The sequence below is a fragment of the Sporosarcina jiandibaonis genome (assembly GCF_013184495.1).
Lineage (GTDB): Bacteria > Bacillota > Bacilli > Bacillales_A > Planococcaceae > Sporosarcina > Sporosarcina jiandibaonis.
This window is the reverse complement of sequence record NZ_JAAOIY010000004.1, coordinates 118561-140994: the sequence shown is the minus strand read 5'-3', so window position 1 is coordinate 140994 and position 22434 is coordinate 118561. Positions and strand designations below refer to the sequence as shown.

The 22434-nt window shown below is 38.8% G+C and carries 26 protein-coding genes and 1 riboswitch; of the genes, 2 read left to right on the top strand and 24 right to left on the bottom strand.

Annotation, left to right across the window (positions count from 1 at the left end):
- Window positions 1-129: 129 nt before the first annotated feature.
- Genes G8782_RS12055 through flgB form a run of 24 tightly spaced genes read right to left on the bottom strand, consistent with a single transcriptional unit; the run spans window position 130 to window position 20268 of the window.
- Window positions 130-534, bottom strand: coding sequence for a DUF6115 domain-containing protein (locus G8782_RS12055; protein WP_172371493.1), 405 nt, complete (start codon window positions 532-534; stop codon window positions 130-132).
- Between the two features lie 18 nt (window positions 535-552).
- Window positions 553-1314 (bottom strand): FliA/WhiG family RNA polymerase sigma factor, encoded by a 762-nt coding sequence (locus G8782_RS12050; protein ID WP_172371781.1) that lies wholly within the window; start codon window positions 1312-1314, stop codon window positions 553-555.
- 30 nt (window positions 1315-1344) lie between these two features.
- Window positions 1345-2211: a MinD/ParA family protein gene (locus G8782_RS12045; protein ID WP_172371491.1), complete on the bottom strand. Its 867-nt coding sequence runs from the start codon at window positions 2209-2211 to the stop codon at window positions 1345-1347.
- Window positions 2204-3259, bottom strand: a complete 1056-nt coding sequence (flhF, locus tag G8782_RS12040) for a flagellar biosynthesis GTPase FlhF (protein WP_246231655.1) — start codon at window positions 3257-3259, stop codon at window positions 2204-2206. Before flhF ends, G8782_RS12045 begins: the two co-directional genes overlap by 8 nt.
- 47 nt (window positions 3260-3306) lie before the next feature.
- A complete protein-coding gene (gene flhA / locus G8782_RS12035; protein ID WP_172371488.1) occupies window positions 3307-5361 on the bottom strand; it encodes a flagellar biosynthesis protein FlhA in 2055 nt (684 codons plus the stop codon).
- A 19-nt stretch (window positions 5362-5380) separates the two neighbouring features.
- A complete protein-coding gene (flhB, locus tag G8782_RS12030; RefSeq protein ID WP_172371486.1) occupies window positions 5381-6469 on the bottom strand; it encodes a flagellar biosynthesis protein FlhB in 1089 nt (362 codons plus the stop codon).
- Window positions 6470-7252, bottom strand: a complete 783-nt coding sequence (gene fliR / locus G8782_RS12025; RefSeq protein ID WP_216667861.1) for a flagellar biosynthetic protein FliR — start codon at window positions 7250-7252, stop codon at window positions 6470-6472.
- A gap of 9 nt (window positions 7253-7261) precedes the next feature.
- Window positions 7262-7531, bottom strand: a complete 270-nt coding sequence (gene fliQ / locus G8782_RS12020) for a flagellar biosynthesis protein FliQ (RefSeq protein ID WP_172371484.1) — start codon at window positions 7529-7531, stop codon at window positions 7262-7264.
- A 16-nt stretch (window positions 7532-7547) separates the two neighbouring features.
- Window positions 7548-8234 (bottom strand): flagellar type III secretion system pore protein FliP, encoded by a 687-nt coding sequence (gene fliP / locus G8782_RS12015; RefSeq protein WP_216667875.1) that lies wholly within the window; start codon window positions 8232-8234, stop codon window positions 7548-7550.
- The gene (fliO, locus tag G8782_RS12010) at window positions 8234-8875 is read right to left on the bottom strand and encodes a flagellar biosynthetic protein FliO (protein ID WP_172371480.1); all 642 of its coding nucleotides are present in this window, start codon (window positions 8873-8875) and stop codon (window positions 8234-8236) included. The genes fliP and fliO overlap by 1 nt, the downstream gene beginning before the upstream one ends.
- A 24-nt stretch (window positions 8876-8899) precedes the next feature.
- Window positions 8900-9955, bottom strand: coding sequence for a flagellar motor switch phosphatase FliY (gene fliY, locus G8782_RS12005; RefSeq protein WP_172371478.1), 1056 nt, complete (start codon window positions 9953-9955; stop codon window positions 8900-8902).
- Window positions 9945-10928: a flagellar motor switch protein FliM gene (fliM, locus tag G8782_RS12000; protein ID WP_172371476.1), complete on the bottom strand. Its 984-nt coding sequence runs from the start codon at window positions 10926-10928 to the stop codon at window positions 9945-9947. The genes fliY and fliM overlap by 11 nt, the downstream gene beginning before the upstream one ends.
- Before the next feature lie 16 nt (window positions 10929-10944).
- Complete coding sequence (locus G8782_RS11995; protein WP_172371475.1) at window positions 10945-11163, bottom strand: flagellar FlbD family protein; 219 nt, start codon at window positions 11161-11163, stop codon at window positions 10945-10947.
- A gap of 47 nt (window positions 11164-11210) precedes the next feature.
- Complete coding sequence (locus G8782_RS11990) at window positions 11211-12017, bottom strand: flagellar hook-basal body complex protein (protein WP_172371473.1); 807 nt, start codon at window positions 12015-12017, stop codon at window positions 11211-11213.
- Window positions 12018-12071: 54 nt separating this feature from the next.
- A complete protein-coding gene (locus tag G8782_RS11985) occupies window positions 12072-12509 on the bottom strand; it encodes a flagellar hook capping FlgD N-terminal domain-containing protein (RefSeq protein ID WP_172371471.1) in 438 nt (145 codons plus the stop codon).
- A gap of 20 nt (window positions 12510-12529) precedes the next feature.
- A complete protein-coding gene (locus tag G8782_RS18695; RefSeq protein ID WP_172371469.1) occupies window positions 12530-13825 on the bottom strand; it encodes a flagellar hook-length control protein FliK in 1296 nt (431 codons plus the stop codon).
- On the bottom strand, window positions 13822-14289 hold the full coding sequence (gene fliJ, locus G8782_RS11975; protein WP_172371467.1) for a flagellar export protein FliJ: 468 nt from the start codon (window positions 14287-14289) through the stop codon (window positions 13822-13824). Before fliJ ends, G8782_RS18695 begins: the two co-directional genes overlap by 4 nt.
- Window positions 14290-14292: 3 nt before the next feature.
- Complete coding sequence (fliI, locus tag G8782_RS11970) at window positions 14293-15612, bottom strand: flagellar protein export ATPase FliI (protein WP_172371465.1); 1320 nt, start codon at window positions 15610-15612, stop codon at window positions 14293-14295.
- On the bottom strand, window positions 15609-16397 hold the full coding sequence (locus tag G8782_RS11965) for a FliH/SctL family protein (RefSeq protein WP_246231654.1): 789 nt from the start codon (window positions 16395-16397) through the stop codon (window positions 15609-15611). The genes fliI and G8782_RS11965 overlap by 4 nt, the downstream gene beginning before the upstream one ends.
- Entirely contained in the window at window positions 16381-17397 is a 1017-nt protein-coding gene (gene fliG / locus G8782_RS11960) for a flagellar motor switch protein FliG (protein ID WP_172371463.1), read from the bottom strand. The genes G8782_RS11965 and fliG overlap by 17 nt, the downstream gene beginning before the upstream one ends.
- Before the next feature lie 11 nt (window positions 17398-17408).
- A complete protein-coding gene (fliF, locus tag G8782_RS11955; protein ID WP_172371461.1) occupies window positions 17409-19049 on the bottom strand; it encodes a flagellar basal-body MS-ring/collar protein FliF in 1641 nt (546 codons plus the stop codon).
- A gap of 33 nt (window positions 19050-19082) precedes the next feature.
- A complete protein-coding gene (gene fliE / locus G8782_RS11950) occupies window positions 19083-19379 on the bottom strand; it encodes a flagellar hook-basal body complex protein FliE (protein ID WP_172371459.1) in 297 nt (98 codons plus the stop codon).
- Between the two features lie 26 nt (window positions 19380-19405).
- Window positions 19406-19861 (bottom strand): flagellar basal body rod protein FlgC, encoded by a 456-nt coding sequence (flgC, locus tag G8782_RS11945; protein WP_172371457.1) that lies wholly within the window; start codon window positions 19859-19861, stop codon window positions 19406-19408.
- 5 nt (window positions 19862-19866) lie between these two features.
- Window positions 19867-20268, bottom strand: coding sequence for a flagellar basal body rod protein FlgB (gene flgB / locus G8782_RS11940; RefSeq protein WP_172371455.1), 402 nt, complete (start codon window positions 20266-20268; stop codon window positions 19867-19869).
- 83 nt (window positions 20269-20351) lie between these two features.
- Window positions 20352-20437, bottom strand: a riboswitch (cyclic di-GMP riboswitch).
- 260 nt (window positions 20438-20697) lie between these two features.
- On the opposite strand from flgB, the gene G8782_RS11935 reads away from it, so the two are divergent.
- Both G8782_RS11935 and G8782_RS11930 read left to right on the top strand, forming a co-directional pair.
- Window positions 20698-21534, top strand: a complete 837-nt coding sequence (locus tag G8782_RS11935) for a flagellar hook-basal body protein (RefSeq protein WP_172371453.1) — start codon at window positions 20698-20700, stop codon at window positions 21532-21534.
- 14 nt (window positions 21535-21548) lie between these two features.
- On the top strand, window positions 21549-22388 hold the full coding sequence (locus G8782_RS11930) for a flagellar hook-basal body protein (protein WP_172371451.1): 840 nt from the start codon (window positions 21549-21551) through the stop codon (window positions 22386-22388).
- Window positions 22389-22434: the final 46 nt, after the last annotated feature.

Below are 22434 nucleotides of genomic sequence, written 5' to 3'. Positions count from 1 at the left end.
AACGTTACTTGGAACTAGGAAACGTTACATGGAACCAGGAAACGTTTCGCTCAAACTGGGAAACGTTCTACGAAAACCTGGAAACGTTTCACCCAAACTAGGTAACGTTGACCACGAACCTGGAAACGCTCACTTAATTGCTATACTCTTCTTGTACATATTAATAATTAACTCGACTTTTCCTAGTTCAACTTGGAGTAGTTTCGAGATTTGTGTGGGGGAAAAGCCTTGTTTGTGCATTTGCGTAATTTCGGTTTTATGGTCGGTGTTGCTGGGCTTTTTCTCTTTAGGGTGTGGTTCTATCTTTTCTTCCAAGCTTTGAATTCTTTCTTCTAGCTTAGTTTCTTTCCACTTAATATAGGCAACCATTTTATTATAAAGTTCATCATTTTCTATTTCTAGTTTACTTACAAATTCATTCATCATTCCATAGGTTTCTTCAGCAGAATGTTCTTTGATTTTTTTAATCTGAAACAGAATTACTAATGAACCGGTTAATAGTACAGTTATTAATCCAAATAAAACCCATTCCATTAATGATCACCTACTTACTTAATAATTGTCATGCACCGATACGATGGCTGCGCGTAGGCGTAGCATGGCTTTTGAATGGAGTTGGGAAATTCGGCCAACACTTAGGTTTAGCACTTCGGCAATTTCTGTTAGTGTTAATTCTTCGAAATAACAGAGGGAGACGGTTAATTTTTCGTTTTCGGGTAACCGGTCGATTGCGTTTGCTAATGTCTCTTTAAGAACATTCTCCATTAGCTGACGTTCTGGAGATTCTGCGTTGTTATTTTCGATTGTATTGGCAAGTGCGACTTGTCCGGTGTCGTCTTGTATCGTTTGATCGATTGAAATCATGGTCGATAAAGCGGCTTCTGAAACCGTTTTGTTCAATTCAGCTTTTGTAATGCCTAAATGGTCACTAACCTCTTTATCCGTTACCGAGCGATTATTTTTTTGTTCTAATTCAACATATGCTTGCTCGATTTTTTTCACTTGTTGCCGGACAGAACGAGGGAGCCAATCGCTTTTTCGGAGGCCGTCGATGATTGCTCCTTTAATTCGCCAGGAGGCATATGTCTCAAATTTTAAATCTCTTGCTAGATCGAACTTGTCCAACGCATCAAGAAGTCCTTCTAATCCCAGACTGTGAATGTCGTCTTTTTCGACAGTTTTCGGCAAACTAATCATGAACCGTTGGACGACATAGTCAACCAGCGGAAGATATTTTTCGACCAAATACTCGCCTGATTCGGGTTCGCGTTCTTGTTGCCATATTTCCCAGTGATTCAGTTCTTTTTTCGTCATTTTTTTCAACTTGAGTTTCACCACCTATGCTTACTTAAAGAGCATCTTTATTAAAAATCCTTTAATTCCAAGTTTGAACGGCAATGGAGTTTGAAGATATTTGCTAGACACTTTTTGTAATGCTCGTGAAGCTTGACAGTTTGGGAATTCAAGCAAAAATGGTTGTTGTTTTTTTACGGCATTCGATACATTTGCATCACTTGGGATGAACCCGAGCGTGCCAATTTGTTTTTCCAAGAATCGTTCGGTTACTGCAGTAAAGTTCTCAGCCGTTTGTTTGCCTTCTTTTTCGTTTGAGCATTGATTGATGATTAGTTTTATATGTATATTTTGGTCTCTTGAATGAAGCATTTTCACAATGGAATAAGCATCCGTTATCGAAGTAGGCTCAGGCGTGGTGACTAAAATGACATCATCCGCTGCTAGGATAAAACGCAGATTTTCATAAGAGAGCCCCGCACCCGTGTCCAAAATAATGTAATCTACGAATCCTTGAAGCGAACTTAATTCACTAAAAATCTTATTCAGCTTCACTTCATCCAATTGAAATAGATCTTTAAAACCTGAACCGCCTGAAATAAACAACAACCCATTTGGTCCTTCTTCGATAATATCCCAAATCGAAAAATCCTTTTCCAGCATTGTCGCAATCGATTCTTTATTAGATCTGCCTAATAATACATCCACATTCGCAAAACCTAAGTCAACGTCGAAAATCAGCACTTTTTTATTTTTTTGGATTAGGCTTAATGCGAAGTTTAGCGCGAAGTTTGATTTTCCGACGCCGCCTTTTCCACTCGTGACAGCGATCGTGCGAGTTTGTCTTTTCTCTGCAGCTTTGGATTTCGATTTCTTTTCTTTGACTAGTTCTCTCAATAGTTTTGCTTGATCAATCATGCTTATCATCTCCTAATATGAAATCTACTAATAATTCAGGAGTTAGCGAGATGATATCATCGGGCACATTTTGACCATTCGCAATATAAGGGATTGGTATGGAATAATGATAAATCAAATTTAAAATAGCTCCCGACGTACTCGTTTCATCTTGTTTGGTTAACAGCAATTGATCCATGGTAATCGTTTGGAAATTATCAATGATTTTTACCATGTCCTGATATTTTGAGGTAAGGCTTAACACTAAATTGATTTGTATTTTCGTTTTGTCCGGCAATAATTGTTCCAAGTCATCAATGTATTGTTTTTGTTGATAGTTCCTGCCTGCTGTATCCATTAAGACGATATCGCAATCTCGGAGTTCGGACATGGATTTTTCCAAATCCGCTGCAGTTTCCACAACTTTAACCGGTATATTAAGTATTTCCCCATAGGTCTTCAATTGTTCGACGGCAGCGATTCGGTAGGTATCTGATGTGATGAGCCCTACTTTTTTATCTTTTCTTAATAGATAATCCGCTGCGATTTTCGCGATTGTCGTAGTTTTTCCTACTCCAGTCGGTCCGATGAAACAAATGATGTCGGGGTTTTTATTTTCAATCGGTTGTTGATGTTCTTGAATGAACTTCATCATTTCACCACGTGCTAGCCGATACACTTGTTCATCAGTGAAATCCGAATTTTGTCCAACAGCGACCACTAGTTTAGATATTAATTCCGAATGAATTTCAGAGGTGATTTCTTCATCTGTTAATCGTTTACTGATGGCTTTCAATGAACCAGGTAAATGATCCTCTTCAACTACTTGCATCATAAATTGTTTAATATTTTTTAATTCCTCAATAAGGTCACTTGGTTCCGGATTAACAGGTTTAACTAGTTTAACCGGATCAACCGGATTAACCTCTTCGATTTTCTTAGGCTTTTCATTCTCGACGGCAGCAATGACTTCTAGTTGTTCTTTCTGGAAAAAACCTAAGAAACCGCCTGTTTTGACTTTCTTTGTATTTAAGATTAATGCGTCTTCACCTAAATCTCTTTTAATCATTGGGATTGCTTCGGAAATGTTCCCAACATGATATGTTTTTAGCCTCATTAGATATTAACCACTCCACCCATATTCACTATCCCGACGCTTTGGATTTCAATGTCCGGTTCTAGTTCGTTATATGAAAGCACTGGAAGTTCAGGGGCAAAACGTTCTATGAACTGCCGCATGTACATGCGAATAGCAGGTGATGTCAATAACACCGGCTGAACTCCAGATTGTTGAAGCTTTGATACTTGTTCGGTAATGTTTTGAAGAATTGTTTGTGAAGCTTCCGGGTCGATCGATAAATAACTTCCTTGCTCTGTCCGATGAACTGAATCTGCAAACTGTTTCTCGAGACTAGCACCTGCCGTGATCACCTGTAAAGGCTCATTCGGATTTGTGTATTGCAAAGTAATCTGTCTGGATAGGGATTGCCTTACATACTCCGTTAATACATCCGTATCTTTCGTTTGAGATGAATAATCAGCCAATGCCTCTAAAATGTTGAGTAAATTTCGAATGGACACTTTTTCCTTCAGTAGTTTCATCAACACTTTTTGCACTTCACCAATTGTCATCAAATTAGGGATTAGCTCCTCGACCACTGCTGGTGAATTCTCTCGTATGTTTTCGACTAGTGACTTAACTTCTTGGCGACCAATTAATTCGTGGGCGTGCCGCTTAATCACTTCTGTTAAGTGCGTTGATACTACGGATGGCGGATCGACAATGGCATATCCAGCCATTTCCGCTTCCTCTTTCATGTCTTCGTTTACCCACAGTGCAGGCATGCCGAATGCCGGTTCAACGGTAGCAATACCTTCAACGCTTTCATCATCGACTCCAGGACTCATTGCCAAGTAATGATTTAGCATAATCTCGCCAGAAGCAACTCGATTCCCTTTTATTTTAATGATATATTGATTGGGTGAAAGTTGAATATTGTCTCGTATTCGTATCACCGGGACAACGATTCCCAGTTCCATTGCGCATTGTCTTCGAATCATGATGACGCGGTCTAGTAAATCGCCGCCTTGATTTTTATCAGCAATCGGGATTAAACCGTAACCGAATTCAAATTCAATCGCATCCACATGTAAAAGATCAATGACGCTTTCAGGACTTTTCGAAGTTTCCGCCTCTTGTCCTTCTTTGACAACTTGCTTCTCATCGTCTTCTTCAGCGACAAGCGCTTGTTGCATTCTATAGCCGCCGTAGGCAACCAATGCAGCGACTGGCAGCACCAAAAAAGGATTGATTGGTGTAAAGAAACCAAACAAGGCGAGTGTTACTGCAACTACATAGAGCATTTTCGGAAAAGCAAAGAGTTGTCTCGTGATGTCCGACCCTAGATTCCCTTCGGAAGCAGCTCTCGTGACAACGATTCCGGCTGCAGTAGAGATTAATAACGCAGGAATCTGACTGACTAAGCCATCACCAATCGATAATAAAGTAAATAATTTTGCGGCTTCCCCGACAGGTAGTCCATGAACAATGACCCCGATTAATAAACCACCGATTATATTAATGATGGTAATAATAATCCCGGCAATCGCATCTCCTTTAACAAACTTACTGGCACCATCCATCGCCCCGTAGAAGTCTGCTTCGTGACCGACCTTCTCCCGGCGTATTCGAGCTTCTTGATCAGAAATCATTCCCGCGCCTAAATCAGCGTCGATACTCATTTGTTTACCGGGCATTGAATCTAGCGTAAAACGAGCGGCCACTTCTGCAACTCGTTCAGATCCTTTCGTAATGACCAAAAACTGAATGATAACTAGTATTAAGAAAACTAAAAAACCGATAATGGCGCTACCGCCGACAACAAACGAACCAAAAGTTTCAATCACTTGCCCACCTGTTTGATTTGTCAGTATCGATCTAGTTGTCGACACGTTAAGACCTAGTCGAAACAATGTGGTCAGTAATAATAATGTAGGAAATATGGAAAATTCCAGTGCTTCTTTCGTATTCATTGCGACTAGGATAATTGTTAAAGCAAGGCTAAGATTTATCATAATCAAGATATCTAATAAAAGTGGCGGAAGAGGAATAACCATCATTGCAACAATCATAATAACGGATACCAAAATAGCATAATCTCTAATTTTCAAGCTGTTTCCCCTCCCGATTTCATTGAATCTTTCCTTTTAATCTGTAAATGTATGCTAAAACTTCTGCGACCGCTATAAATAAATCCTCAGGTACATAGTCTCCTACTTCAACCTGATGATAGAGTGCGCGGGCTAGAGGTTTATTTTCCATAGTGATAATTTCAAGTTCTCTCGCTTTTTCTTTAATTTTCAAAGCGAGATGGTCTTTTCCCATCGCGATAACCATCGGCGCTTCCATTGTTTCCGCGTCGTATTGAATCGCAATGGCGTAATGTGTCGGGTTCGTTATGAGCACATCCGCGTTTGGTAAATCTTGAATCATGCGGTTCATGCTCATTTGCCGTTGCCGATCTTTTAATTGCGACTTGATCAAAGGATCTCCTTCGGCTTTCTTGTATTCTTCTTTAATGTCTTGTTTCGACATTTTAATGCCTTTTTCAAATTCGTACTTTTGATACATATAATCCAAAACCGCTAAGAATAATAAAATAATTGAAGCGACCAAACCCATTTTAAAGATGAGCGATCCAATATAAGCGATTGCATGCGAAATGCTTTTCTGGGAAAGTAAAAACAGCTCATCTTTCCCATTCCACAAAACAGTAAAGGCTGCTGTGGATATGATGGCGATTTTCAATAAGGACTTTGCTAATTCCACTAATGCGCGAACCGAAAATATCCTTTTCGCGCCTTTGATCGGATCTAAGCGTTCGAGCTTCGCTTTTAATGGTTCTGTTGTAAATAGAAAACCAATTTGAACGTAATTACCCAATATGCCGAAAATTAATCCGATTACCATGATTGGCGCCATAATTTTCGCGGCATTAAACGCCATCTGTTCAAATAAGGTGCGTATGCTTTTCGGTGTGATTTCCCAACTGATGTACTGCGTATAATTCACTCTATAAATCGATTGAAGCTGATCGAGCAAGAAACCGCCTGAAAAATAAAGCATTAAAATACCACCGAGCATAATTAAAGCTGAAGGTATTTCTGCACTTTTCGCTACTTGTCCTTTTCGTTTAGACTCTTGCCGTTTCTGAGGTGTAGCTTTTTCGGTCTTTTCTCCAGAGAAAAATTGTAAATCGAGAGAATATAGTTTTCCCATTTATATCCCCCCTAGTAGCCCGATTAGCTGCGACATGCTAGACATGATTTTTCCAAATAGGACTTGTAATAGGTAAAAATATATCGGCAATGTCAAAAATAATAGGATAAAACCAACGAATATCTTGATTGGAAGCCCGACAACAAATACATTTAACTGCGGAACTGTTTTCGCTAAAATGCCAAGCGCAATATCGATGAGTAATAAGGACCCGACTATCGGAATGGCGATTTGCAAAGCAATCAAAAACATTTCGATAAAGACTTTTGTCATAAACTGGGCAAGCTGTTCCGGTTTAATTGAAAATGAGGTTAATTCAACTGGAAAAAGCTCGATGCTCATCATGACTCCGTCTAGCATCATATGATGGCCATTTACAGTGAGGCAGAAAAGCAAAGCCATCATGTATTTAAAATGGCCAATGATTGGAACTTGTGATCCCGTTTGCGGATCCATTACATTTGCCATCGCAAAGCCCATTTGAAAATCGATGAATGCACCGGCAATTTGAACCGCATATAAAAGTAAGGCAGCTGTAAAACCAAGTGAGATTCCAATACCAAATTCCTTCACGATTAAAAGTATATAGGTGGAATCCAGTAAAATCGGCTCGTCGATTGGTGTACTAATGACTGCGACTAAGGAGATAAAAAAACCTAGACCTATCTTAAATTGGTTTGGAACGCCCCGCATTGAAAATACTGGAGCGATTAGGAAAAAGCTCGTTAATCGAATCAATATCAGTAGAAAATACGGTAATGTTTCAAAAATGATGTTTATCATATATGCTCACTATCCAATTATTCGCGGGAGTTGTTGAAATAAGTTTTCAGTATAATCCATTAAGATTGTTAGCATCCATGGACCGAAAATCACAAGAGCAATAAAAACGGCCAAGATCTTCGGGATAAATGCCAGTGTTTGTTCTTGAATCTGTGTCATTGCTTGAAAAATACTGACAAGCAATCCGACACCCAGTGCAACTAACAGCATAGGAGCGGCTATTATAATCACCGTATAAATCGATTGCTCTGCGAGTTTAATTACCATATCCGGAGTCATTGATTTCTCCCTTTCGTTAGAAGCTCAGAAGTAAAGATTCTATAATTAAGTACCATCCATCCACTAAGACGAATAATAAGATTTTAAACGGCAATGAAATCATTACCGGCGGAAGCATCATCATTCCCATTGCCATGAGCGTACTCGCGACAACCATATCGATAATTAGGAAAGGAATGAAAATCACAAATCCGATCTGAAAAGCGGTTTTCAATTCGCTGATCGCAAATGCGGGAATAAGTGCGGTCAATGGAATATCCTCAATGCTTTCAGGCTTTTCAAGCCCGTTATATTTGAAGAATAATGCCAAATCTTTCTCTCGCGTATGTTTTGACATAAATTCTTTTATCGGAACGACCGCTGTGTCAAATGCTTCTTCTTGCGTTACGTCACCTGCGAAATAAGGCTGAACCGCGCTTTCATTGATGTCTACAAAAATTGGCGACATGATAAAAAAGGTGAGAAAAAGTGCGAGTCCGACTAACACTTGGTTCGGCGGCATGGATTGTGTCCCTAAACCTGTCCGAACAAAAGACAAGACAATAATAATTCGCGTAAAACTTGTCAGCATGATTAATATTCCAGGTGCTAATGATAAAATCGTTAACAACAATAGAAGTTGAAGCGTTACAGACACATCCTGCGGAGATTCAGTTCCAAAATTAATCCCGGGAATCGCTACTAAAAATAGGATGTTCACCATCACAAACGACCTTCTTCATCGTCTTTTTTGCGCACATCTTGCTCGAACTGATCTTGTTTTCCCTTGATTTTGTCGAGGCTCTGACTGAATATGTTCTCGAAACTGTTAGATTTTTTCTTTCGGTCATTTATTTTTTCTTTTATAAAATTCGTTAACGAGTTGGATAGGTCACTTGGTTGATTGGTCAAGTTTTCCTCGATACTTTTTATCTCATCTTCGTTCAAGAATTCCTTTAATAAAGTAACTTGATCGCCCACGCCGATTAATAACAACTGATCCCCGACTTTCACGAGTTGAAGTGATTTGTTATTCCCTAACGGCGTGCCGCCCATTAATTTTATTGCTTGATTGGGTTGCAGGTTCTTTTGTCTAAGAGCTAAGAATTTAATTAGGGCATAAATCAATATTAGAATTAGAAATGTATATAATATTAGTTTCCCGATGATTTTAGTGATACTTGTATTAGTCGTGTTCAAATCAATGCTTTCCTCTTTTTCCAGTTGACCCGGCTGGGGTTGTGACTTTTCGTCGTTTATCCAGTCGTTTACATTAGGTTCAGACGCATTAACCGAAATAGGTAAAGCTACCAATAAGAAGAAGAGTGAAATGATTAAAACACATTTAGAGATTTTTCGAATCAACTGATGTACTCCTTACTTAGGGGATTAGCGTAGTTTGGAAATACGCTCGGCTGTACTTAAAATATCTGTCACGCGTACACCAAAATTTTCATCGATGACGACAACTTCTCCCACTGCAATTAGCTTATTATTGATTAAAATATCAACTGGTTCGCCTGCTAATTTATCGAGTTCGATAATCGAGCCTTGGGAAACTTCTAAAATTTCCTTCACCATTCTTTTCGTGCGTCCCAATTCCACTGTAACTTGCAGGGGTATGTCTAGCAGCATATCAAGATTGTTTGGTTCCATGAGTGCGGAAGCCGTTTCATCAAAGCTAGAAAATTGAACAGGTTGGATATTCGTTTTTGTACCTGGATTCAATGTTTGCTGTGTATGATTAGATTGACTGCTGGACTGAGATTCCATTTCTTCTGTTTCCACCGGTTTATTCACTCCGATTGAATCGTTTACGATTGTGACGATTTGCTTCACCAGTTGAATCGGAATACATAGGTGAAAGCTAAGGTTTTTTTGATTGCCAAGGTTTAGTTGGAAAGTAACTTCTACAAAAGTATCTCCTTCAATAAAGTGCTCTAAGGATAAATCCTCTCGCTTTTCAACTACATCTATCCCCGACAAAGAGTAAGCAATCTCCTGATTTAACAAAGTCGTCATAGATTGTGAAACTGCAATAAACATTTGCTGGATCACTTTTTGTACAGCTTCTAATTGGTTTTCTGTTTCTTCTCCATCAACTAGCTCCCTAATTGTTTGGACATCTTCATTATTTATGGCTAGAATCTGTGCGCCTTTTATTCCACCCGTGAATTCTCCTAACGCAACGCAAAAAGGTGATTTTATAGTAGCTAATACATCCTCTTTTTGTTTTAGTTGAAGCTCTGGCGTTGTCAATGCAATCGTCTCTGTCAATAATTCTGAAAGGACGGCTGATGAACTTCCTAGTGAAACACTTAATAACTCTGTTACTACTTCGATTTCAGCTTTTGATAGCGAATTCATGGACATTGTATTTCCCTCCGTACCATTTTGACCTAATAACCCATTAATTTCTTCAGAAGATAACTTGTCAAATGCCATCGAATTCTTCACCTTCTCCGTGAACATCAGTAATTTGCACGGCCATCTTCCCTTTTGAAATACCAGGTTGGGCAAAAAACTTTTGCTTTTCATCAACCAATATTGTAACTGGATCTTCATAGGACTCATTCAAGCGAATGACATCCCCGTTTTGTATCTTTAAAAAATCACCAATTTGAATTGTAGTTCTTCCAAGAACCGCTTTAACATTAAGTTTTGCAGCTTGAACATTTCTCTCCAATGCTTCCATTTCATGCTTTTCGATTGTTTTTTTCTGATTTGCTAACCAATGACGAGCAGATAACTTAGGTAAGACCTGCTCCAATCCAACATAGGGTAAACAAATGATAATTGTTCCATCCACATCTCCAATTTTCACTTGTAATGAAACCAGAACCACGGTTTCATTTGGCGGTGACATTGTTAAAAACTGCGGATTCACTTCAATTTCTTGCAATTCCGGCGTTAGTTTAACGACTGACGACCATGCTTCTTGGAAACTCTCTAAAGCCTTTATAATAACTCTTCGAATCACACTTTCTTCAATTTCAGTCAAATCATCACTGTTGTGCGAAACAATTCCTTGGCCACCGAGCATTCTGTCAAACATGACATATGCGATATCAGGTGAGAACTCCATTACCATACTCCCTTGAAGTGGAGCAGCTTTAAAGACACCTAAAATTGATTTTTCTTGCACATTATCGATAAAATCCTCATATGAAAACTCTTCTACCGAAAAAACATTAATGTGCACCAATGTCCGAAGTTGTGTCGAAAAGTAGGAAGTTAATAATCTTGCAAAGTTTTCATGGATTCGATTTAATGTACGAATTTGATCATGTGAAAAGCGAAATGCCTTTTTAAAATCGTATGTTTGAACATTTCTTGTCTCGTTGTCTTGTTGAGGTTCTTTTTTTCTTATGGACGAAAGAATCGACTCAATATTTTCAGTTGATAAGAAATCTCCCATAGTTGCACCCCCTCAATCAATGCTGTTCGTAGTTCGGTTTTTGCAAATCAGGTAAAATATTTATTTCCCGATAGTAGGCTGTCACTTTATCCATAACATCCTCGACCGTTTCTAATACATGTGTTTTCTTACCTGACACTAAGGTGATAACTGTATCTGGCGTCGATTCTATTCTTTCAATATAAACCGCATTTAAGACAATAGACGTTTGGTTTAACCTTGTTAATCGAATCATATTAAAGCGGTTAGAGGGACTATTCCCTCTAACCTAGCCCCCTTACGTTATCGTTTTAAGTTAACAACTTCTTGTAAAATCTCATCTGAAGTTGTAATTGTACGAGAGTTTGCTTGGAAACCGCGTTGCGCGATAATCATTTCTGTGAATTCTTCAGTTAAGTCGACATTGGACATTTCTAATTGCCCAGAAGCGATTTCAGTGTTCATGCCAGCTACAGTCCCAAGTATAATCGTTCCGGTGGGCTCAGCATTCGTAGTCATTTCGTATAAGGAACCGCCGAATTTACGGAGTCCAGCTGGATTGGGAGGTGAAGCAATACCAATTGTTTCATTCGCAGGTAGAACCTGTTCTTCAACGCCATTATCCGATCGTTTACCCATGATTTGGCCCGCTCGGTTAATCGTAAATGAATCATACGTATTCGGATCAATATTAATTTTTGCACCCGTACTGTCAAGCACGTTATAACCTTGTGCAGTTACTAAAAATCCGTTTTGATCGGCAACAAAATTTCCGGCCCGTGTTAAATATTGTCCTTCATCGCCTGTTGCATCCGGGGCTTGGACAACAAAAAATCCATTTCCCATAATTGATAAATCTGTACCAACACCCGTTGTCATCGCTGATCCTGGAGTATGTTGGGTATTGATAGAAGCAATCGTAGAACCTAACCCGACTTGAATTGGGTTTACCCCGCTGCTTGATAAGTTTTGGCTTAGTAAATCTTGAAAATTAATCGTGCTTTTCTTGAATCCGATAGTGTTGACATTCGCGATGTTATTCCCGATGACGTCCAACTTTGTTTGAAAACCTTTCATTCCTGATACACCTGCATACATTGAGCGAAGCATAATTTTTCCCCTTTCAAGTATTGTCTTTTTCAGACAATCTCCTGTTCATATTTGTTATTGTTTTTCAATTCGTTGAATAAAAGATAGCGGGATCTTTAAATCACCATTATCAAGTTCCGCAGTTAACTCTCCATCCTTGATAAATATCGCTTTGACAATGCCTTCACCAGACTGCTCGATTCCGTCAATCTCTTGTTGCCAATGAACTTTATTGCCGAGTAGATGCGCTTGTTCTGTTAAAGGATGCTGCTTTTGAAGCCCGACAAATTGGGTCATTGTTTTATTTAAATTTGTTAATTGTTCTAGGCTGCTAAACTGAGCCATTTGGCCAATAAATTCAGTATCTTTTTGAGGTTCTAAAGGATTTTGGTTTTTCATTTGTGTCACTAATATTCTTAAAAAAGCATCTTGTCCAAGTGCGTTTTGCGGTTCTTTCGGTTTGTTTTGATTTGTGGCATATGTGTTAACCGTTTCAGGAGCGTTTACTTGCATGGTTCCCTCCCCTTCCTATCCTAAACTGTATAATTTACGTTCATTGAGAGGTCTGATAACTGATTACGTTCCACAGCCACTTCCTCATCTATTCGTTCATACTCATTTTTTCCATGTGAAGCAGCTTCTTGTTTTTCACGGCGTTGTTGTGAAAAACGATGCTCTGTTTGTTGTCCAAATGACTGCAAATTTTGGTGCGATACATCAATTTTATCGATTGGAATACCTTGCTGAAGCAGTAAACTTCTCATCTGATTCATTTGCAGGTCTAACACTTCTTTCGCGACTAAGGTACTCGTGAAAATATGGGCTGCGATTTTCCCATTTATCTCTGTGAAACGAATATCTAGATGACCAAGATGATCCGGCGTTATGTTTACTCTGATTTGTGTTCCTTCTTGGCTTCCTGCTAGTCGAATTGAACCTCGGAGCACGCTCCCCAACTCTTCGATGAGATTAGACATCCGAACTGTTGGAGTTGGTTCGGTCGTTTCCCCGCGTCCAGTTGGTTGAGCTATCTTTGGTGAACCTTGTACAATATCTATAGTTAAGGCCTGATGTTGGTTATTAAACTCGGTTTGTGTTGAAGCCGACTGGATTGGTAGGGTCCTCCCACCTACATCTGCCTGTTGAGTAATTAGTCCAATTGGACCTGCATTCTGTCCATTGTTTAATGGGTTTGTCATTACAGGTTTAGGATTTTTTGTTTCTTGATCATGACCAGTCAGTTGTTGTAACAGTTGTTCCAGCACCAGCGGTTTATCTACACCAAGTTGCTCTTTTCCAATACTTTGAAGGGGTAGAACTAATTGTTGAAATACCTGTTCTAGTTTTATAGGATCCGCTAAACGTTTTGTAGCAGCGGGCTTGTCTATAATGCTAGGAGTGCCATTCAATAGCTTTTGAAGTTCCTGACTAACCTGTTGATTTAAGCTAATCAGTTTTTCCTGGTCAGGATTACTAGCTAATTGTTTATTCTCGCTTGAATTCTGCTCACTTAGCTGGATTTCTTCAGGGATTATTTGAGGAGATAGGGTCTGTAAAATTCCATAAACCATCTCTTCTTCTTCGACTGACAACATTTCTTGCGGTAGTTCCTGCAAGTACTGTACGATTTCTTCAAGTTTTTCTATCAGTTCCACATGCGGATTTTCACTTACTATTTCTTCGTTTACTGCTTGACATTCAATCGTTAATGAACCAAGTAATTCCGCAAAGTTTATTGTTTCTTTTACTGCGTTTGTATTTGTAATTTCTCTTGTTGGTTGAATGAATGATGGCTGGAAAGACAAATTTAATGCGTCAATCCTACTCACCCTCTTTCTGCTAAACTAGCTTTAGCTGTACGGTAGAACCTAGTACTAGCCAACTCATCAAAAAAGTTCTGTTCGATAACTTTACTTCTCTCTATATGCTGGTTCATTTTTTGTTCTTTGAGGTTGTCCCATATTTTTTGTTCTTGCGATTTTAGTTGCAAATGATTTTGTGTTTTCGATACATTTTTTTGCAAATGCTCTAGTTCACGTTGGGAATCCATCAATTGCGTTTGAAGCTGATAAATATAATTCTCAAGTTCTCTTAATTCCGAGATATTCATGCCTACTTGCTGCTTTTCTCTCATTGTTTGTTCTGAACGGATAATTCTACTGAGTATCGATTCTTTTTTTTGACAACCCGCTTCATGTCGTTTGATGGCGTCTGCCATTTGGACTTGTGCAAAGTCTTTTTCATTTTCTTTTATATCTAGTATCTTCTGAAATTGGAAATTGAATTGCGTCACGTTTTAAACTCCCCCGAATTGCGTTGAAAGCCTTTCAACGCTTTCTTCCATCTTGGTTTTTTCATAAATCTCTTGCTGTAAATAATCCTTTATATTCGGATAAGCACGAATGGCGTCATCTATCTCTTTGTTTGCGCCACTTTTATATGCTCCAATATTAATTAAGTCTTCGGATGTTTCATAAGCCGCTAATAATCGTTTAAACTCTACCGCCGCTTTTTGATGTTCCTGTGAAACAACATCATGCATAACACGACTTACACTTGCCATTATATTTATTGCGGGAAATTGTCCTTTTTGGGCTATTTTCCGGTCTAATACAATATGTCCATCGAGTATTCCTCGTACGGCATCTGCAATTGGTTCGTTCATATCATCACCGTCGACGAGAACTGTATAAAAAGCGGTAATAGATCCTTTGCTTGATGTACCGGAACGTTCTAATAGCTTCGGCAACATGGCAAAAACACTCGGCGTGTACCCTTTACTTGTTGGCGGCTCACCAACTGCAAGCCCCACTTCCCTCTGGGCCATTGCAAAACGTGTAACCGAATCCATCATAAGCATGACGTTTTTGCCTTGATCGCGAAAATATTCAGCGATTGCTGTCGCTGTCAGTGCGCCTTTGATGCGCTGCAAGGGCGTCTGGTCAGAAGTTGCTGCAACGACAACAGACTTTTTCAAACCTTCCGGGCCCAAATCACGCTCAATAAAATCACGAACTTCCCTGCCCCGTTCCCCGACTAAAGCAATGACGTTTATGTCGGCTTCTGTGTTACGAGCAATCATGCCCATTAACGTGCTTTTCCCGACGCCGCTTCCTGCGAAAACACCAATTCGTTGTCCTTGTCCTACTGTTAACAATCCATCAATGGCTCGTACACCAACTTCCAACGGCTGGACAATTCTAGGTCTTTGCAATGGATTAGGCGGCGTATTATCGGTCGAATACTTTTTCAAACCTCTTGGAAGTATGCTTTCATCCAATGGTTTTCCCGTTCCATCCAAAACTTTTCCCAAGATCGAAGGACCCACTCTAATTTGAAGCGGAAACCCAGTTGCGACAACTAAACAACCTGGTCCGATTTGGGATAGATCACTTAAGGGCATAAGTAATATTTTATTTTCTTTAAAGCCTACAACTTCAGCTTCAATTGGCGGTTCGAATTGATTCGGGTATAATAGACAAAGTTCACCGATTTTCGCATTTGGTCCTCTTGACTCGATTGTTAAGCCAATAACTTGAATTACTTTCCCGTGCTTTTTTACTGGCTCGATTTCATCTAGCAACTGAAGATATTCATCTTTTTTAAGGTCCTTCAATCAGCCCTCTCCTCACAGTAAACAAGAAGTTGCTTTTTGATTTCTTGTAGTTGACCGTCCACCGTGACATCATATGATCCATTCGCGGTTTGTATCATGCAACCACCCTTTTTTAAATTGGCTAAAGGAATTAATTTTAATTCTGAATCATCTCTGACATAGGTTTGAAGTTCATCCAAAAAGGGTAGAACAATCGGATAATCATCAGGTGAAACTTGCATGACAACATCTTCGGATTCTTCGATATGTTTTAACGCTTGTTTAACGACGTTAAGCAATTGGTCATCATGCTGTTTTAGTTCTTCTTTAATCACTTTTTCAGCTACTTTTATACTAAGAGATAATAAGAATGACTCTGATTGTTGAATGATTTTCGCTTTTTCTTCGTAAGCGAGTTGTATCAACTCTTGCATTTCAAGTCTTTGCCCCCGAAACTCTTCTTCTGCTTGATTGATGCCCATATCATATCCTGCTTGAAAACCTTGTGCAGATGCTTCTTCCGCCAATCTTTTTGCGTTCAAATCAGCTTCTTCTTTCTTTTTATCGCACCAATTTGCAATCTCTGTTCGGGCATTTTCATGTTCGTTCTTTATTTTCTCCTGCAGTTGTTGATACTGGTTCTCCAGAATTTCAATTTCTTCTAGTAAACTTTTTTTCTTTTGTGCATGATCTATTTCAGACTCATTTAAATCTAATCTTTTATTTTCTATTTTCTTTGTGTAAATAATCTTTTTAGGTACTTGTGAGAGTTGATTGCCGCGAATAATATTAGACAAAAATTTCATCACTCTTTCCTCGGGAGACAATAATTTCGCCTTTCTCCTCTAAACTACGAATCAAAGTAACAACGCTTGTCTGCGCATCTTCGACGTCTTTTAATTTCATAGGACCCATCATTTCGATTTCTTCTTGAATTACTTCAGCTCTTCTAGCTGACATATTCTGATAGACACTATTTTTCACATCATCACTAGCCGCTTTTAACGAGTACGCTAAATCTAGATCACTTACTTCACGAATAACTCGTTGAATTGAACGGACATCCAGTTTGACAATATCTTCAAATACAAACATCCGCTTTTTAATTTCTTCGACAAGTTCTGGTGCATCGATACTTAGTTTCTTAAGGATTGACTTTTCTGTTCCGCGATCCACTTTGTTCAACACTTTGACAATTGCTTCCACTCCGCCAGTCGAAGTATAATCTTGACCACCTGAGACGGATAGCTTTTGCTCAATAATTTGCTCAACTTGATGAATTACTTCAGGAGAAGTACTTTCCATTAAGGCAATCCTTTGTACGACTTCCGTTTGTTTTTCAGGCGGAAGTTGAGATAGTATTTGTGATGATTGATTTGGATCTAAATAGGTGAGTACGAGTGCAATGGTCTGTGAATGCTCTTGTTGTATAATATTCAAGATTTGTTTTGGGTCAGCTTTTCTTGCAAAATTGAATGGTTTCACTTGTAATCTGCTCGTTAACCGTCCAATTGTTTCCATTGCCTTTTCTTTCCCTAAAGCCTTCTCCAAAATTTCCTTTGCATAATCCAAGCCGCCTTCGCTCATGTAATCCTGGCCAAGAATCATCCCATAAAATTCATTAAGTACTTGTTCTGTTTGACTCTTTTTTAATCGTCGAACATTCGAAATCTCCATTGTCAATCGATCGATTTCTGGTTCTGATAGTTGTTTAAATATTTCTACGGAAACTTCTGGCCCCAATCCAACGAGCAATACAGCCACTTTCTGAATTCCGCTTAACTTTGTTTTCATTCCCCTACTCATTTGCACCCCTCCTAATCTTCCGACATCCAAGTTCTTAATAATTTAGCAAAATCCTCAGGTCGTTCTTTTGCAAGCTTTTCAATTGTTTTCCGCTTTGGATTTGTCTTATTGAAATCCGATAAATCAATTTCTTCTTCCTCGTCTTCTAGACCTGGGAATGGTGTTTGTTCGTACATATTTAGAGAAAGTTCTTCTTCTAGCCTATCGCGTTTCTTTTTGCGAATAAACAGAATGATGGAAAGAACGATTATAGCTAAAGCTGCTCCAGCCGCTATGAGCATCCAAATATTGATTGATAAATCATTAATATTTAAGAGCGTATCGTTTGGTTTTTCAATGTCTAAATCCGGTTTACCTTGAAACTCGGTAGCAAATACGGAAATTCTGTCATCTAAATCCATCTCAGTCACTTCTGCCCCGTTCATACTTAGAGAAGTACTGACTGCATTTTTAAGCAAGTTACTAATATCATTTATATTTTGTTGCGTTAGACTGGCTAAATTATCCGGTGTAGGTGGCTCCACCCCAACATTTATCGTAATGTCGTCAATGACATATGGAGATAATTCAATCTGGCGATGTATCCTGTTAACTTCACGGTTAATCCGCTCTTCAGTTCTCTCTGAATCGCTACTTCCACTTTCACCTTCGCCTGGGTAATTGGCGATTTCGCCCTCACCAGTACCGGTACCCGTATCACCAGTGCTTCCTTCGCCTGAAAAAGACTCTATGATTCGTTCAACACTGATTTCAATTCCTTGATTATTTTCTAAATCAACGGGTTCAACTAGTTCTTCTTCCCGCTTTTCTTTCGTAAAATCAACACTCGCCATGACGGACACGACAACTTTGTCACGACCAAGAAGCAAACCTAGCATTTGCTGAAGTTCTCGCTGAATATCTTGCTCAATTCCCTTCTTAATTTCCCGTTGTTGCTGATAAAGGGACAACGATGTGTCCAGCTGATTTTCTTCTTGCATTTCAAATACTTGTCCATTTTGATCCATGATTACAATTTGTTCCGTATGCAGGTTTGGAACACTTTTGCTGATCAGATAATACAAACCATTAATTTGCTTCTGATCCAATTGAAAGGATGGCTCACTTTTCACAATTACTGATGCAGTTGCGGCTTGGTCTGTATCCGTAATCCAAATATTTTCTTTTGGAAGTGTAATCATTACATTTGCATCCGTTACTCCACTAATTTGCCGAATTAAATAGGCAAGTTCGTTTTGCATTGCATCGCGCTCAACAACATCAAAATGTCGATCTGTCATACCCAATCCCATATTTTCACTGAAAATGCTGTAATTCACATTTCCGTTTTTTGGAATTCCTTCTGCCGCTAAACCAACCTTTAAATTTGCAAGTTCTTCGTTCGGAACGCTGAGCGTTTTCCCATCTGTTGAGATTTGAACTGGAATTCCTTTTTCTTCAATCGCAGTTTTTATCTCACCAGCCTCGGAAGGTGTCAAATTCGAATACAAAGCAACAAAATTCGACCTTGAACTAAAAAAAACCAGCACAAAGATTAATAGAATCGTAAGAAAAAAAGAACTTATCAATATCCATTTTGTTTTGCTAGGAATCTTTCCCCATGAGTTGGAATCAATTATTTTGTTTTTATAATAAATTAACTTTTCCTTCATTTATCACTTCATCCTAATTCTTGATTTTAAGAATCATACTTGCATTCTCATAACCTCTTGATATGCTTCTACAACTTTATTGCGAACTTGCAGGGTAAGTTGTAAGGAAAGACTTGCTTTTTGTGCTGCAATCATCACTTCATGGACATCTTTTACTTCGCCTCTAACTAATTTATCCGTCAGCAAGTCTGATTCTTGTTGTGCGGCATTTACTTTTTCTAATGACTGTTTAAATACTTGCCCAAAATCGACCATCTTTTCATCTTGCTTCAATTTAGGCATTGATTGAGATTGAATAAATGGGGTTTGAATCTGGCTTAATTTTTCCATGGGACCCTCCTTAGTGATTTTGTGAATTACTTACCGATTTCCAAAGCTTTCATAAACATATTTTTCGATGCATTTAACGCTGTAACATTCGCTTCGTAGGAACGTGTTGCAGACATAAGATCAACCATTTCCTTAATCGGGTCCACATTTGGCAATTGTACATAACCGTTTTCGTCTGCATCTGGATTTGCAGGGTCATAGGAGAGATTGAATGGGGTTTGATCCTCCCTAATTCTAGTTACGATTACCCCAGAAACTTTTGCAGATTCTTTTTGAAGTGCAGATTGGAGTTGAAGTGCAAAAGGTGATTTTCCGCTTTGGGTTAATTCCACAGATTTTCGGCGATATGGCACCCATTCGCCGTTTACAAGCTGAGCTCGAGTTGTATTTGCGTTGGCTATATTCGAAGAAACAACATCCATGCGCAACCGATTTGCGGTTAATCCGGACGCACTAATATTAAAGCCGTTAAATAAGCTCATTTCTCCTATCTCCCTTCGTTGATGACTGTTCGTAAAGTATTGAATTTCCCATTTACTCGTTCCGTTAATGCGTTATACCATAATTGATTTTTCGCTAACTCTGCCATTTCTAAGTCCATGTCAACGTTATTGCCATTGGGCTTATAAGCTGTTGTGTTGTTCACCTTAATGTTCGGTGTATTATGTGAAGTTTCATTGCTGAATGAAAAATGTTTAGAATTTGTTTTATAGCTTGAAATGGACTGTTTAGTTAGTGCATCATTCAATGTTTCATGAAAACTAACATGTCTAGTCTTATAATTCGGCGTGTCGACATTCGCAATATTCGCTGAGTGAACTCTCTGTTTTAATGTTGAAGTGGATAAAGCTTGCTCTAATGATTGAAAAGATTGTGGAAATATGTTCACCATTAAGCCCCCTTTGACCAAAAATATTTGTTTCCACACAAAAAACTCCGCCCTAAAGGATGGAGTTTAGATATATTCCATCTTTCGGTAACCCGGCTGCCGTATATTTACATATTTAGGCCCGTGGCTTTGCGTCCTTATCTTTCGAATAAGTTTGCCATTATCGTGACGATAACATTATTTAGTTTTAAGTTAATTTATTTATCAATTTTCTGCTCTATTACTAATCAACTACCCATTTCGACAAAATACAACAAATCATAGTTATACTTTACCACAATTATCCCCCTTTGCCTAATATTTCTTCACAAAAAAGTCCGAAAGTTTTTCTAGTAATATTATTCACCATATTTTATATTGTTTCTTCCTTCTTTCTCCAAAATAATGGTATACTGGTAAATATCGGTTTTTGAAAGGATGGGATCTACTTTGTTTCGTGGTCTATATACTGCCACATCAGGGATGATGGCGAATAACAGAAACCAACAAATTCTGACAAATAATTTATCAAATGCAAATACACCAGGATTTAAACAAGATCAAACTGTATTGCGTTCATTTCCTGCCCAATTAATAAAGGCGATGGGAACTGGAAACAATAGCGCTACCCAGAATAGAATTGGCACGTTAAATACAGGTGTTTATGCACAAGAAGCAATTCCATCTTTCATTCAAGGTGCATTAAAAGATACAGGGAATAGAACCGACATCTCGATTCTTGAAGACAGTTTACCTATCAATCCAGTCACACAGCAAAAAGGGACGATAGTATTTGCTGTTCAAATAGATAATAATGAAGTTCGCTATACTCGAAATGGACAATTTACTGTTAATCAAGATGGTTTCCTCACAACAAGCGAAGGTTACAATGTGTTAAATCAAAATTTACAACCTATTCAGGTTAATTCCTCAGAATTTACGGTTGAAGATAATGGTCGGGTCATCTTAAATGACGGTTCTAATACAAATCGCCTATGGCTAGGCTATACCGAAGAACCTGCACAATTAATTAAAGAAGGTCATGGATTAATGCGTTGGGGAGGAAACCCAGCTGAAACTCCACAATTTATTGACGAAGTTGGTCTGCTTAATAATACGGGCTCCTTTGTTAAACAAGGATTTATCGAACAATCGAATGTTGACCTGACTCAAACAATGACGCAAATGATGAACACCTTTCGTGCTTTTGAGTCGAATCAAAAAGTAATCCAAGCTTATGATCAAAGTATGGAAAAAGCCGTCAATGAGATTGGCAGAATTTATTAAGGAGGTCTGTAAATATGAATATCCAAATGAATTCAGCGGCAACATCGATGCGCGAACTACAGAAAAAGATTGATGTTATCGCAAATAATGTTTCCAATGTGAATACAGCTGGCTACAAACGTCAGGAAGTAAATTTTTCCGACGCACTCACACAATCTTTCGAAAGACAGGCTGGATTACAGTATGAAATTGGGCGAATGACGCCTAACGGTATACGAGTTGGTTCAGGTACAAAAGTGACTCAAACTGCTCTTCGTACAGAACAAGGATCCGTTATGATGACAGATCGTGCGCTGGACTTTATGATTCAGGGAGATCGTGGATTTTTCCGGGTGGCTTCGGAAGGAAATACGTATTATACAAGAAATGGTTCGTTTCAAGTACAACCAATTCTCAATTCAAACCAAGTCAACTTGGTGACGTCAACCGGGGATTCTGTTCTCGACACCAATAATGTTCCGATTGCTTTTGATAGAGATTACGACACTATGAAGGTCAATGAAAATGGGATGCTCGAAATCTCGTATAAAGATTCTACGAGGCAACCTACCCAATTCCAATTGAGCATTGCGGATATTAATAAACCGAATTTACTTGAAAAGGTCGGGGCTAATCGTTATCAACTTCCAGGTACGGAAGCAGAGCAAATTGCGAATGGTACTTTGCGGATGGTAAACTTATCGGCTGAAAATAATGGGTCCATTCGAATCGGTCAAGGAGCTCTTGAAACGTCGAATGTTGATTTAACGGATGAAATGACGGAGTTGATTGCTACGCAGCGATTGTTTCAATCTCAAGGTAGGGCGATTTCGTTTGCTGATGATATGATGGGGTTAGTTAATACGATTAGATGATTAAAAAAGGAGCAGATGCATAACGCATCTGCCCCTTTTTTATTTT

Excerpts from the sequence above, each read along its gene's own strand:
- G8782_RS12055 (WP_172371493.1), bottom strand. The coding sequence starts at position 534 with ATGGAATGGGTTTTATTTGGATTAATAACTGTACTATTAACCGGTTCA.
- G8782_RS12050 (WP_172371781.1), bottom strand. The coding sequence starts at position 1,314 with ATGACGAAAAAAGAACTGAATCACTGGGAAATATGGCAACAAGAACGC.
- G8782_RS12045 (WP_172371491.1), bottom strand. The coding sequence starts at position 2,211 with ATGATTGATCAAGCAAAACTATTGAGAGAACTAGTCAAAGAAAAGAAA.
- flhF (WP_246231655.1), bottom strand. The coding sequence starts at position 3,259 with ATGATTAAAAGAGATTTAGGTGAAGACGCATTAATCTTAAATACAAAG.
- flhB (WP_172371486.1), bottom strand. The coding sequence starts at position 6,469 with ATGGGAAAACTATATTCTCTCGATTTACAATTTTTCTCTGGAGAAAAG.
- fliR (WP_216667861.1), bottom strand. The coding sequence starts at position 7,252 with ATGATAAACATCATTTTTGAAACATTACCGTATTTTCTACTGATATTG.
- fliQ (WP_172371484.1), bottom strand. The coding sequence starts at position 7,531 with ATGACTCCGGATATGGTAATTAAACTCGCAGAGCAATCGATTTATACG.
- fliP (WP_216667875.1), bottom strand. The coding sequence starts at position 8,234 with ATGGTGAACATCCTATTTTTAGTAGCGATTCCCGGGATTAATTTTGGA.
- fliY (WP_172371478.1), bottom strand. The coding sequence starts at position 9,955 with ATGGCATTTGACAAGTTATCTTCTGAAGAAATTAATGGGTTATTAGGT.
- fliM (WP_172371476.1), bottom strand. The coding sequence starts at position 10,928 with ATGGGAGATTTCTTATCAACTGAAAATATTGAGTCGATTCTTTCGTCC.
- G8782_RS11995 (WP_172371475.1), bottom strand. The coding sequence starts at position 11,163 with ATGATTCGATTAACAAGGTTAAACCAAACGTCTATTGTCTTAAATGCG.
- G8782_RS11990 (WP_172371473.1), bottom strand. The coding sequence starts at position 12,017 with ATGCTTCGCTCAATGTATGCAGGTGTATCAGGAATGAAAGGTTTTCAA.
- G8782_RS11985 (WP_172371471.1), bottom strand. The coding sequence starts at position 12,509 with ATGCAAGTAAACGCTCCTGAAACGGTTAACACATATGCCACAAATCAA.
- G8782_RS11965 (WP_246231654.1), bottom strand. The coding sequence starts at position 16,397 with ATGAAATTTTTGTCTAATATTATTCGCGGCAATCAACTCTCACAAGTA.
- fliG (WP_172371463.1), bottom strand. The coding sequence starts at position 17,397 with ATGAGTAGGGGAATGAAAACAAAGTTAAGCGGAATTCAGAAAGTGGCT.
- fliF (WP_172371461.1), bottom strand. The coding sequence starts at position 19,049 with ATGAAGGAAAAGTTAATTTATTATAAAAACAAAATAATTGATTCCAAC.
- fliE (WP_172371459.1), bottom strand. The coding sequence starts at position 19,379 with ATGGAAAAATTAAGCCAGATTCAAACCCCATTTATTCAATCTCAATCA.
- flgC (WP_172371457.1), bottom strand. The coding sequence starts at position 19,861 with ATGAGCTTATTTAACGGCTTTAATATTAGTGCGTCCGGATTAACCGCA.
- G8782_RS11930 (WP_172371451.1), top strand. The coding sequence starts at position 21,549 with ATGAATATCCAAATGAATTCAGCGGCAACATCGATGCGCGAACTACAG.